General features: G+C 37.5%; 4 protein-coding genes. 2 read left to right on the plus strand and 2 right to left on the minus strand.

Annotated features, from left to right (window positions below; all coding sequences use genetic code 11):
* The first annotated feature begins 18 nt into the window (after positions 1-18).
* Both AC1RRQ_RS11820 and AC1RRQ_RS11825 read left to right on the plus strand, forming a co-directional pair.
* Entirely contained in the window at positions 19-3,135 is a 3,117-nt protein-coding gene (locus tag AC1RRQ_RS11820) for an efflux RND transporter permease subunit (protein WP_493023228.1), read from the plus strand.
* 3 nt (positions 3,136-3,138) lie between these two features.
* The gene (locus AC1RRQ_RS11825; protein WP_493023229.1) at positions 3,139-4,593 is read left to right on the plus strand and encodes a TolC family protein; all 1,455 of its coding nucleotides are present in this window, start codon (positions 3,139-3,141) and stop codon (positions 4,591-4,593) included.
* Between the two features lie 274 nt (positions 4,594-4,867).
* Here AC1RRQ_RS11825 and AC1RRQ_RS11830 read toward each other — a convergent pair whose 3' ends face one another.
* Both AC1RRQ_RS11830 and AC1RRQ_RS11835 read right to left on the minus strand, forming a co-directional pair.
* Positions 4,868-5,476, minus strand: coding sequence for a 5'-methylthioadenosine/S-adenosylhomocysteine nucleosidase family protein (locus AC1RRQ_RS11830; protein WP_493023230.1), 609 nt, complete (start codon positions 5,474-5,476; stop codon positions 4,868-4,870).
* A gap of 355 nt (positions 5,477-5,831) precedes the next feature.
* A complete protein-coding gene (locus AC1RRQ_RS11835; RefSeq protein WP_493023231.1) occupies positions 5,832-14,093 on the minus strand; it encodes a T9SS type A sorting domain-containing protein in 8,262 nt (2,753 codons plus the stop codon).
* Positions 14,094-14,121: the final 28 nt, after the last annotated feature.

The raw sequence follows: 14,121 nt of genomic DNA on the forward strand, positions 1-14,121 counted from the left end.
TATTTAAAAGATTTCACAATGATAGAAATGTTTATCAAAAGAAAAATATTATCATTAATCATCTCGGTTATGATAGTACTTTTAGGATTACTGGCTTTGTTTCAGCTTCCTATTACCCAGTTTCCGGATATTGTACCGCCTTCTGTAACAGTTACGGCAAAATATACGGGAGCCAATGCCGAGGTTTCTGCCAATGCCGTTGCGCTTCCGTTAGAACGTGCCATAAACGGTGTTCCCGGAATGACCTATATGTCGACCGTAACTTCTAACGATGGTTTAACGCTTATTCAGGTTTTCTTTGAAGTAGGAACCGATCCCGATTTAGCGGCCGTAAATGTTCAGAACCGTGTAACGACAATACTCGACGAACTTCCCGAAGAAGTAATTCGGGCCGGAGTTACCACCGAAAAAGAGGTAAACAGTATGCTGATGTACCTGAATATTACGAGTACCGATAAAACTCAGGACGAACAGTTTATCTTCAACTTTACAGATATTAATATTCTTCAGGAATTAAAACGTATTGATGGTGTAGGACGTGCTGAAATTATGGGCCAGAAAGAATATTCGATGCGTGTCTGGCTGGATCCGCAAAAGATGCTTTCGTATAATATTTCGGCAAATGAAGTGATCAGTTCCCTTCAAAAACAAAATATTTCTGCCGCTCCCGGAAAAGTGGGCGAAGGATCCGGGCAGCTTGACAATCAGCTGCAATATGTTATTAAATACGGCGGAAAATTCTTTGAACCGAAACAATATGAAGAAATTCCGCTGCGAGCCAATTCAGATGGAACCATTTTACGATTAAAAGATATTTCGAACATTGAATTTGGTTCGATGAGCTACGGAATGGTTTCTAAAACCGACGGAAAACCTTCGGCTTCTATTATGCTAAAACAACGTCCGGGTTCTAATGCATCTGAAGTTATTGCCAGCGTAAAAGAAAAAATGGCAGAATTAAAAGGAACTTCTTTTCCTCCGGGAATGGAATTTAATATTGCTTATGACGTTTCTCGTTTCCTTGATGCTTCGATCGACGAGGTTTTAAAAACCCTTATTGAAGCCTTTATTCTGGTTGCCTTTGTGGTTTTTCTCTTCCTTCAAGACTGGCGTTCGACTTTAATTCCGGTATTGGCCGTTCCTGTTGCCTTAATTGGTTCGTTTACTTTTATGTCGATGATGGGATTCTCGATCAACTTGTTAACGCTTTTTGCTTTGGTTCTTTCTATCGGAATTGTAGTGGATAACGCCATTGTCGTCGTCGAAGCTGTTCACGTAAAAATTTCCGAAGAACACATGGATCCTCTGCCCGCCACGATCAGCGCTATGAAAGAAATTACCGGAGCCGTTATTGCGATTACCATTGTTATGGCCGCTGTGTTTATTCCTGTAGCTTTTCTGAGTGGTCCGGTTGGAGTTTTCTATAGACAGTTCTCGCTAACGATGGCAATTAGTATTGTCATTTCCGGAATCAACGCGCTTACGCTTACTCCGGCTTTATGTGCCATTATGCTGAAAGCACACGATCCTAATAAACAAAAAACATCTTTGCTTGACAGGTTCTTCCACAGCTTCAATAAATGGTTTGACAGCATTACTTCTAAATATATCAGAGTATTGGTAAAATTTGCCGATCGTACTTCGATTACAGTTGGGTTATTGGTTTTATTCTGTCTGTTTACTTGGGGAACAAGCAAGTTTCTTCCTTCCGGATTTATTCCGTCTGAAGATCAGGGAATGGTTTATGTAAACGTAACCACACCACAAGGAGCAACCGTAGAACGTACCGAAAAAGCATTAGACGAAGTAACACGTCTTGCCAAAGAAATCAATGGTGTTGATAACGTAACAACGCTTGCCGGATACAGTATTGTAACCGAAATCGCCGGAGCTTCGTACGGAATGGGAATGATTAACCTGAAAGACTGGAAAGAACGTGATATTTCGGTAAACGAATTTATTGCCAAACTAACCGAAAAAACAAGAGGGATTACAGATGCACAGATCGAAATTTTCGCGCCGCCAACGGTTCCCGGATTTGGTAATACCAGCGGTTTTGAGCTTCGTTTGCTCGACAAATCAGGCGGAACCATTAATAATACCGATGAAGTAACTAAAAACTTTATTAAAGAACTTAACGCTTCGCCAGAAATACAAAACTCTTTTACCAGTTTTGATGCTACTTTCCCGCAGTATTTAGTTCACATCGATTATGATCTTGCGGCCAAAAAAGGAATTTCTGTAGACAATGCCATGGCGACTTTACAAACCATGTTAGGGTCGTTTTATGCAACCAACTTTATTCGTTTCTCTCAAATGTATAAAGTAATGGTTCAGGCAAGTCCACAGTTTAGAAAAAATCCGGAAAGTATTCTGGATATGTATTTGAAAAATGATGCTGGCGAAATGGTTCCGTTTTCGACTTTTATAAAACTGGAACGCGTTTACGGACCAGAAGTTTTAACGCGATACAATATGTATATGTCGGCGATGATTAACGGAGAACCTGCCGAAGGTTACAGCTCCGGAGATGCCATTGCAGCAGTAGAAAAAATTGCAGCAGAAAAACTCCCAAGCCGTTTTGAACTCGAATGGTCCGGAATGACGCGCGAAGAAATTCTGTCCGGAAACCAAACCATTTACATTTTTGCCTTATGTATTTTGTTTGTCTATTTACTGCTTGCCGCACAGTACGAAAGTTTACTGCTTCCGTTTCCGGTATTATTGAGTCTTCCTGTGGGGGTTTTTGGTTCTTACCTTGCCCTTTTAATGGTTGGTTTAGACAACAATATTTATGCTCAGGTGGCACTCGTCATGCTGATTGGTCTGCTCGCCAAAAATGCCATCCTGATTGTGGAGTTTGCCATGGCACAAAACAAATTAGGACGAGACATTACCGAGGCTGCAATTGAAGGCGCAAGACTTCGTTTCAGGCCTATTCTTATGACCTCTTTTGCTTTTATTTCAGGATTAATTCCGTTGTGTATTGCAACCGGAGCCGGAGCGGTAGGGAACCGTTCTATTGGTACCGCTGCTGCCGGAGGAATGCTTATAGGAACTGTTTTCGGACTTGTCATAATTCCGGGACTTTACATCCTGTTTGCCAAATTAGAAAAAGCAATGAATAAAAATTAAAACATGAAACAACAAATCAATCGATATATAATCTGTGGCGGCGTTTTGCTTCTTACCGCCTGCTCTGCTCCTAAAATCAATGATAATCTGGCAGCAAAACAACTGCCTGAAAATTTTGACTTAAAAAGAAAAAAAGCGACTGACGGTCTGCAGAATTTTATTCCGTTAAAAACAGAAACGTATTTTAAAGACGCCAAACTCGAAAATCTTTTAAAGAAAGCTATTGCTCAAAATCCTGATTATTTAATTATGCAGGAAAGAATTTTAATTGCCAATTCTCATTTAAAAGCGGCAAAACTGGCTTTGCTGCCGTCTTTAGATCTTGTTGCAGATGCTTCCGGAACGCATTACGGAAAATATACTATGGATGGTGTAGGGAATTTTGATACCAATTTTTCTCAAAATATTAATGAGAAACAAAGGATAAACGAAAATGTTTCTCCTAACCTCTTTTTAGGCGGTAAAGTTTCCTGGGAAGCCGATATCTGGGGAAAGCTGAGCAATCGTAAAAAAGCAGCACGCGAACGATTCTTTGCTTCGCAGGAGGGAATGCGATTACTGCAAACCCGATTGTTAAGTGATGTTGCCGACTTGTATTACAAACTCATTGCTTTAGATAAACAAGCTGAGATTTACAAAAACAACCTGAAAACACAGCAAAAGGCGCTTGATATTGTAGCAGCACAACGATCTGTTGGGAAAGCTACAGAATTAGCGGTACAGCAGTTTAATGCGCAGAATAATAATATTTTGGCTGAAGCCGAACAATTAAACTTAAGCATCGATCAAACCGAAAAGGCCTTATTGAATCTTTTAGGTGAATATGGCGGCAAAATCGAAAGAAGTGCTGATTTCCTTTCGGGTCATCTGGAAGTTTTAAATCAAAAAATTAGTGTTGATTCGATTATTCATAAAAGACCCGATGTCTCCGAAGCCTATCACGAACTGCGTGCCTCAAATGCCGATGCAAAAGCAGCGCGCGCCGCCTTTTTCCCGACTTTAAATTTGGGTGGATATGCAGGTTTTAATTCGTTTTCTTTTTCTACTTTTTTTGATAACGGATCGTTTGCCTGGCAATTGCTTGGTGGTTTAACGGCTCCGGTTTTTAATAAAGGACAAATTAAACAGGAATTTTTTGTATCGAATAAAAGACAGGAAATTTCATTGCTGCAATATCAAAATACGATTACAACAGCCTATAATGAATTGAGTGCTTTATTGCACAGAACAGAATCTTTTGTAGATGTTTTAAAATATAAATCGAAGGAAATTGAGCATCTCGAAATCGCCGTAAACGTTTCAAATGATTTGTATTTGAGCGGTTATGCCAATTATTTGGAAATTATTAATGCCCAGAAAAATAAACTGCAGGCCGAACTAGACTTTGTTGACATTCAATTAAAAAATGCAGAGTCGCAGGTATTATTGTACAAAGCTTTAGGAGGAGGAATTAATTAATCTTAAAGAATTGGTCGTAAATTTTTGAATTAGTACTTAAAAACTGCAGTTATAAGAGGCTGTCTGAAATCTATTCAGGCAGCCTTTTTTTTATTTCAAAGTCTCAGTTGTAAAGTTTTATTCTGCCACTCCCGATAGCTATCGGGATAAAAGATTAAAATGATTTTAAAAAATACGCAGATAAAACGCTCGCAGATTTGGCAGATTATTCTTTGTCAATCTTTATCAAAAAATCTGCTAAATCTGCGAGAGAAAAAATATTATTCAGTATCCTCTAAGAATTAGCTGAAGATTCGTTAATATTCAATTTTAAAATACTGCCATAAGCAACCGCAGCTTTATGAACCTGAACACTCCAGTCTTCGGCTGCATTGTCATCGGCACCATCTGATATGTATTTCAAACACAAAAACGGAATGTTCTCTTTCATGGCAATCATAGCCAACGCGTAAGATTCCATATCGACCACGTCATAAATCGTTTCAGAATGCTGCATTTCGAAACTATCTCCCGTACCGCAAATGCCTAACGGCAGACCGTCCATTTCCAGACCATATTCTAAAACTGGCGGTAAACCAGACAAAGGCGTTTCGTACAGAGCAAAACCAAGTCCTCTCACGTCCATATCTCTTTGAACAAATTTTGTACAGCAAACTACATCTCCTTTCTTAAAATGAGTACTCCCCGCCGAACCCAAATTTACAATTACCGAAGGTCTTTTTAGTTGTATCGCTTTTGTCAATTCGTAAGCAGCATTGACTTTGCCAATTCCGGTGATAAGCGCAGTATGGTCTTTAAAAACTTCGGCTGCTTCAGAAGCTAAGGCAAATGTAAAAAGTACGTCTTTGAAAGGATATGAATGGTTTTCGTTTATTTCTATCATAAAATGTTAGTCTGTTTTTTGAAATGCAAATATCGGGTATTTTAATAAATTAAATTATTTGATGTAATTCGTTTTTTATGCTCCGCTGGAGCAATTTTGTTTATCAGTCTTGTTTAAAAAAAAGAGGCTGTCCGAAAGTAAGGACAGCCTCTTTTATTACACATCATTTATCGTAGAGACGCACAGCAGTGCGTCTACACAGCGTATTTCTCATAATGGATTCACGAGATGCAGACGCACTGCTGTGCGTCTCTACGATATACTTTGTCTTAAAAAATATTCTCAAACGGAATGTTTTTTTTGATATAATTTCAAAAAAAAAGAGATGTCTAAAGTGACATCTCTTTTATAAATTTTATTTAATTAAAAACTTGGCTTTGTAACTCTTAGTTGCATTATGCAGTATTAAGAAATAAACTCCCGAAGCTCTTAAATGTGTTTTTATTTCTTTTTTATAATCATTTGTGATTTCCAGTTTCGGCTGTTTGTAAACCGCTTTACCGTTGACATCAAAAATAATCAAATCGAAAGTTCCTTCATCGCCTGACAGATTCAAAGTAAAGTTTCCGTCATTTGGAACCGGAGAAATAAAGAATCCGTTTTGAGTTAAAGTCGGATTTTCAACAGATAATGTTGCTTCAACTTTTACTTCTAACGACGTTGTTTTACTGCATGAACCCTGAGTCAGATATTGCAGAGAAAGTGTCTGCGTACCTTTTTCTGTCCATTTGATTGTTACAGTGTTATTGCTTTGAGCCGTAATTTCTCCTCCGGTAACATTCCACGTATAAGTCTGCATAGATTGCGTCGCGGTATACGTTACGGTTGTATTATCTCTTGTAATCAAGATATCACCTGTAATTGCTGCATTGTTATTTAATCCAACCTCAACATTTGCAGAGACAATTCCTTTTCCTTGTAACCCGCTTGATTTTTTGCTCAGTTTGGTTAAGTCAATTCCGAATGAATGATCTCCGGCGAATTTTTCGATATTTCCAATTTCAAATTCTTTATCCGAAACTTTGGTTAAGGTTATATTTTCATTAGAAACTGATATTCCGCCCGACTTCACGATAATGTTGTCTTTAGTCAATCCCGAAGCTATAATTTCATCGGCAAACTGAACTTTTAAAACCTCAGGTTCTGAACAATCATTGGCACTTAATGGCGTAACTGTACAGCTAAGATCTGCAATGTCAATGTAAACCTCAACTTTGCTTGCATCGCTCGCATTTCCGAATTCATCGTAAACAATGGCTTCAAAAGTATTTTTACCAATATATCCTTTTATCGGAATTAAAACTTCTTTTGCCGTTTCTTCATTTTGTCTGCTCACGAAAGTTCTTCCGGTTGGCGTTACAGCATATAATTCTACTACTTGTTTGTTACCGCTTGTTGTTAAAGCAATCGACAAATCGTTACCAGAAGTAATATTATCTACCGCCGATGTTCCTCTGTCTGGCGTTATACGCAGATTGGCTGGTGCAGTAGGTTTTCCAAACTTCACTTCCCACATGGTATTTGAATTTCCTGTTCCAAAGTTACCCGAAAGGTCTTTAAGACTCGTTTGATCTACTACAATTTTATAACCGCCTTCTGCTTTTGTATATTCTCCTAAACCAGAAATCAGATAATGTAAATCGTCTTGTTTGGTTACCGTTAGATTGGCATTTAAGTTTACGCTTCCTTTATAAAGTGTAATCCAGTTTTTCTCAAAACTATTTACCGGTTTATTTAAAGTTACCAAAAGATCTGTAACGTTTTGACTGTGTACAGCTCCCTGATATTTTGGAGTAAACGCATCGATTTCCGGAATCACAATATCTACTTTCCATTTTTGTGTCTGCACAATTAATCCAAAAGTATTGTCTTCTGCTTTAATCGATGGTAAATCTACTGCAAGCTCATATTGGCCGTTTTCTTTATTGTATTCGTTTAATCCTACAATGGTATATTTCAGATTATCTTCGGTTACAATAGAAATGTTTTCAAGTGCTTTTCCGTTCAGCGTTAGTTTTTCTTTGGTAAACTGAACTGGTTTCACCGGTTTATTAAAACGTATTTCAACACTGTTTACAGCCTGTGCTTCGATTTGATCAGTTTTAAACTGAACTATTCCCAATTCGCCGATTATCTGAATCCATGAAACGCTTTTTCCTTCAACGCCTTCATTGTCTTCTAAATCTTTGATTCCGGCACATTGAACTGTTAACTCATAATAACCCGAAGCCAATGACAATGTTTTGATATTTAAAACATACGTAGAATCGTTTACTTTACCGATAAAACTATCGTTAAACGGAATTTTAGTTCCCTGATGAATTAAAGTAATATTCTGCGATGTAAATGTACTTGGCTTAATTGCTTTATTGAAGTTAACCTGAACCGATTCTACTGGTTTTGTAGTGGTTGACGGTAGACTTTCAAAAGAAGCTACTTTTGGCACATTTGCATTGATTATACTGTAATACAAAGTATATCTTTCTAACCCTGAAATCTTATCAAGGAAATGCAGATTGTTTTCATATTTAGGCTCTAATCCGTCTTTTAACGTTACGTGTGTCTGCCAGAAATTTTGAATTGGCAGTTCCAGATTATCACTAATTCTAACTACTCTTTCCAGTTTATATTTATCAGATCCAGGATCAGCCATGTTTCCGTAATTCCATCCTGTTTTAGATGAATTCATGGTTAAAGTTGTTGTAAGCTGACTTGGAGAAATAGCATTTGAAACTGTTCCTGTACTTACTTTATACACTTCGTCGCTTCCTCCATTTGAATAATAAATGGCATCCGGAGTATCATTAGCATCTGCAATATCATTTACAAGGAAATCGTTTATGTTATCCTGTCCTGCCTGATAGGCTTTTACACTTTTTATTAATTCGTGAACATAAGATGCTTTTATCAGACTTAGATTTTTGTTTCCGTAACTGCTTAAATGTTTTATTTTAAGATCATACTCTACAAAATGACCTAATAATGTACTGGTAAACCACCATTGTCCAAGAGCTGTTTTCTGCGGTTCAATATTTCCGAAATCAACATTTAATAAACCTAATTGTTTTGGCTCATTATTGAAGTTGCTTCCCACAATTTCAAAATCGATTAACAATCCTTTTTTATTCTCGATAATTTCTGGCTGAACAGATTCTACCTGAACATTTTTAGCAAGACCGTAACCTTCATTTTTAATTAATAAAGCCATTTCTGCCGGAACAATCGGCTCGATTTTATCTGTCAGCGGATCATCTCCTAAAATGTCTCTCTGCATAAAATAATGCAGTACTAAATCCGGACTTGGATTTACTTCAAGAGTTACCGGGTACAATTGTACCGTTACTCTATCGCCTGTATTAGGATCTAAATACGATAAAGTTCCTCCAAATGCATAAGATTTTGGCACTGTTGGCGCTGCATCTTTTGTTGGAATAAAAATTACTGTTCCTGACTGACTGCTGGTTGGCGCTACAAGTCCGGTTCCGCTTAAGAAAGCGTCTTTGTTGATCTGGAATAAATGTGTCATATCGTTTCCAGCTTCATCTTTAATCAACAAGTCAAGATTAACATCTTTAATCGTGTTCGCATCGCTTCCGTTGTTTAAAGTCAAAGTACCTTCAAAAGCTTCTCTCGTCATGGTGATTTTTTGAGAGAACTTAACGGTAACAGTAGCACATACAGAGCTTGCCTGCGATTTCTCAGCAATATATTTGTCAAGTTCTTCTAAAGAGGCTTCAATCATTTTTGTTGAATCAGCATATCCTTTTGATTTTGCATATTTTTCAACTAATCCAACAATTGCTGCATATTCATTTAACTTCGTTTTATTCACGATATTTGGATATGCTCCATTTGGTGCAAATACTCCTGCATTCCACGCATCAACTGTATTGTTCCATCTTGCGGCAAATGCTCCAACTTCTTCTGCAGTAATTCCTTTTCCGGAAACTAAAGCGGTTAAAATTGTAATATCGTTTTGAGATAATTTAGACTGTTTTTCTACAATTGGTACAACATAATTTGAAAATGCATCATATCCTTCTGCATCCGGATTAATAGTGCCGAACAATTCTGTTAGTGAATTTTGATACGCATTCAGGGATTTTTCATATTCCTTCATGTTGTTGTACATTTCATCCAGAACAGAATTTTCTCCTGCTTTCCTGCCCGTTCCTGATCCTTGTCCGTAGCAGGCTTCATATCCTTCGGTTATGGCTTTATAACATTTCATAACCGATTTTATGGTCTTGTAACATTTGTAAACCGCAACCGGAATTGCAATTCCTGCAGTTTCTACAGCTGCTCCAATCGCTGTTACACAAGTAACAACACTTTTAATAGTCATACCGCATGTCCAGATTCCTTTTACCACTTTTAAGAAACATGGATCGCAGAAATTAGGAAGTCCTGTAACAATGTTTCCAATAGCATTTCCAATAGGAATTAATCCTCCAAAACCACCTCCGTTAAAATTAGGAATTCCACCTACAACCGGCGTACTTGGTGTAGAACAGGTTAATACATAATACGGTTTAAAGGCTGCTAAATCCTGTGCCGTTTCGCAAATATAAGTTCCTCTTGTAATTAAGTTATAACTGCAATTTTGACCACCGGAAGCGCTTTTTCCGCTTGAAGCCGGTTTCGTTATCAATATCGGAACGATAATGGTCGATTTGGCATTTAATACATCTATTTTATCAATCATCAGTTTGAACTTGTAATCACCCTGACTGTCTACATTAAAAGTAACATTTGATAAGGCGATTAAACCGTGATTGGTAACGGTGGCATAACTCATTCTGCTTTCTCCTGTTTTTAAATCTAAAACCGGATTATCAATATCAATAACAATTACTGGTTTTGGTACGTTAGTTTCGAACTTCACTACCAAATCAGACTGGTATTCGTCTGTTATTTCCGTTGGTTTTACAACCCATTCGTAACTTACTGCCTGATACGAAATAAATACTCTCTGACTTGTTACTTTACCCGGATCTACTAATAAATTATTTTGATACGATGCGTGTTTATCTGCCGTTACGGTTACGGTATAATAACCTTCTGGAATTTGAGGCGTACTGAATAAACCGTTTTCATCCGTTAATCCTTCTGCTAAAATAACGCCCGAAAACGGATGGCGAACCACCACTTTTGCATTCTTTAAATGCGGTGCTCTTTCGGTATTAAAAGTATATTCGTCAACAACATCAATCAATAAAGAACCAGTTGCTTCTGAAACAGTTTCTATTTTGAAAGGAATGCTTATTCCTCCTCCGTTTGATGGATTTAAAGCTAAGTTTCCGGAAAGCGGTACATTTAACTGCTGTTTGTCTGTAGGCACTAATTCCAGAATAACTTTTGCTGATTCATTTGGTGCAATTTTGTCAATAACAACAGCACTTTTTAGTTTCATCCATTCCAGATTCGGAACATCAACTTTTACTTTTTCTGCATCTATTGCTCCGGTATTTGAAACTGTGATTTCATAAAAACGAGAACTTCCTTTAATCATCGTAGTATTGATGCTTACCGGATTTGCCGTTAATTTTGGCGTTTGCGCTTTAGCATGGTAATACGCTAAAACTGGAAGTTTGGCACCTTCATTTGATGTTATATTGAAATTGATTTCGTAGTATTTTTGTTCTGCCGATGGCGTTTCTGCCAATATCGTATAGTTCAAAACAGCTTCCTGTCCTGCAGCCAATGTCAATGCATTGGTTTGAATTGTAAACCCTGCATCAGCCGGTAATTCAATTTTGATATTAGTTAAAGGAGTCTGACTGTTGTTCTTTAATAAAAACTCGCCTTTGTACGGCACTTTGGTTACAACATCCCATTTTAAATAATCCGAAGGTTTGTTTGTCCATTCAAAACCAACAATATCAAATGCTGCCTGAACTGCATTTTTTGTTCCCGGATATCCGGCACTTACTGTGTAATGTCCGCTTTCTGCCTGCAGCGGTTCAAAGTCGTAAGCATAGTTTCCTGATACATTTGTTTTTACTTTAAACGAACGTGCAAAGCTGCCTGTAGAAATAATGATTTCTACTTCTTTATTTGCTGCAGGTGTATTGTTTGCCATTTTAGCCGATCCTGTAATCGTAACCAATTCACCTGATTTGTAGATTGGTTTAGAAACTGAACTTGTGGCGCTGTAGCTCGAGAATAGTTTTATAGCTGAGTACGCTTCATTATTCGTATACGATAATTCATTTATTTTTTGATCTGAATTTACGGCGGCAACCAAATAATATTCTCCTGCTTGTTGCGGCAGTTTAATCGATTTTATAATATCCAGTTTTTTGCCCGATTCGATATCCGAATCAATTTGTGAAGTAAATACAAGAATAGCGTTTTTAGTTAATTTATCTTTCGATAAAAAATATTCTATTTTTGAACCTTTTACTAACGTCGCAAATCCTTGATTGGTTATTGAGGTTGTTACTTCAATCGTATCTTCTCCATTGGCTTCGGCAAGTGTTTTTACCGAGTTAACAACAGCATCTGGTTTATTTTGATCTGTCACTAAAATCCATGTAAATCCAGAACTAAAACTAGTGGCTTCTGCCTGAATACGAGCGGTTTGATCGCCAGATTTCGATGGATCGATAATCGTATTAATTTCTACCTCAACACTTTCCTGCCCCACCGGAATAGAAACTTGTGCCGGAATAGAAACAATTGTAGGCGAATCTGAAGACAGTTTCACTAAAACCGCTGTAGAAGTATCAACCGTATTTCTTGAAATGGTAATTTTTGCTGCTTTCTGAACTCCGGCTTTCACTGTAGCCGGATTGGCTTTTACAGTTAAAGCAGGTCCGTTACTGTCCAGAATCGTAATGTTTTTACTGGCACTGCTTCCGTCTCCTGCAGGAATCGTGCAATTGCAAGAAGATACATAAACATCGGCTGTTACGTTGACCACTTTTGTTCCATCTACGATTCCGTTATTTATCGCTCCAATATTAAATCTCTTCGAATTTACATTGGCAGGAAAATCAATTACATCAGGAAGAATCAAAGCATTAGCAATACTTGCCTTTAAGCGTACTGCTGTATTGATTTCTGATTTAGATGTTCGTTTTAATGTGGCATAAGTGGCGTAAACTCCGTCTCCTTTTGAAATGGTTGGCGGTGCAATCTCCAATTCAAAAGCGGGAACATTAGAACTTTTTAAAATGATTTCCGTATTTCCTGCCTGAAAACCTTCGGCTCTAAGAGTCAGCTTTCCGGTTACAGTCTGTTCAGGAACTTTGTTGTTTTTTACTGTTACGGTAAAAGAAGTTGTTTTACTTCCTGCCGGAAGCGTCACTTCTGCCGGAACGGTCCAGCGTGAACTCTGATCTGCTGTAATCGTAAATTTTGTGTCTTTGGTTTTAGCATAACCCGTTTCCAGCGTAACTGTAATAGTTTCACCATCTGTTGCTGCAATTTTAGACGGAGTTAAAGTAATTACTGAATATTCGTTATCGATAATTTCAACAGCATCTGAAACTGCAGGATAATCATTTCCTGATACCGATAATGTTACCGTTCTGTTTCCGTCATTAGCCGTATTATCGATTGGTTTAATATAAAAAACAACCGACGACTGGTCTTTTAGTATTTTTACTGATGCATCAAACTGAAGCTGTGAAAGTAAGGAAGCCGTTAAATCAAATGTTTTATCATTGCTTCTGTCACCGCTTTGGGTTAAAGTGGCTCTGATCACTTCGTTTGAATTTTCGTCTATGCTCTTCTTATCTAAAGTTAAGTACAAACGTTTTTCTAAAAGAATGGAAGTTGCTGCCGTAACTTTGTTATTGTTTTTTAAAGATTCCGGTTCTTTTACAGCGGTATTGGCTATAATGTTTATTTTAACTTTTACATTTCCTTCAATTCCTAAAACTTTAGGGAGATTAAATACAGAGCTTCGGTTTACTGACTGCTGTTTGTCTAAATCTTCATTATAAGAAACGGTACCCAAATTGTATTCCAATCCGGTTTGATCAGAAACAATGCTTATTTGTTCAATCCATCCGCCCGAAGCAATTCGGCCTCCAATATTATCCACTTTCCAGGAAAGGTTGATTTTTCCTTCGGGAGTAATTTTAGATTCGGCTGCGGCGATTCCAGAAATGGTTAAATCTGGATATTGTGCTGTGGCAATTGTCAGTTTTCCGTTTACGTGGTTCGAACCAATATCTACTGCATTTTTTGAACTTAAAACCACTCCGGATAAATCTAAATTGTGCGTTTGTCCCGAAGTATAATTTAACGGAATTTCGATTGGAATTTCTAATAAATTACCGCTGTTTCCTTTAAAAGAAGTACTGGTAAGCGACAAAATAATGAAATGGTAATTTCGCGGATTATTCTTTTCGATATTAACGTAAATAGCATGATCGCCCTTTCGGCTTTCTACAATTTTACTTTCTTTCTCGCTTACAATTAATCCCTGCGGAACAGTCAGCGTAAACTCTGCTCCCACTACTTCATCGGCATTAGCTAGATCAATTAAAATAGACGATTTTTCGCCCGGTCCGGCTGCTGCATTTAATACTTTTAAACTATTTTGTGCCTGTATAAAGGTTCCTAAGAATAGGAAGATAAAGGCCAAAAATGGTTTTATATTCATTGGTTTTGATTTGTTAGACATCATTATG

The sequence above is a fragment of the Flavobacterium sp. GW821-FHT12A05 genome, from assembly GCF_058807735.1.

Excerpts from the sequence above, each read along its gene's own strand:
- AC1RRQ_RS11820 (WP_493023228.1), top strand. The coding sequence starts at position 19 with ATGATAGAAATGTTTATCAAAAGAAAAATATTATCATTAATCATCTCG.
- AC1RRQ_RS11825 (WP_493023229.1), top strand. The coding sequence starts at position 3,139 with ATGAAACAACAAATCAATCGATATATAATCTGTGGCGGCGTTTTGCTT.
- AC1RRQ_RS11830 (WP_493023230.1), bottom strand. The coding sequence starts at position 5,476 with ATGATAGAAATAAACGAAAACCATTCATATCCTTTCAAAGACGTACTT.
- AC1RRQ_RS11835 (WP_493023231.1), bottom strand. The coding sequence starts at position 14,093 with ATGAATATAAAACCATTTTTGGCCTTTATCTTCCTATTCTTAGGAACC.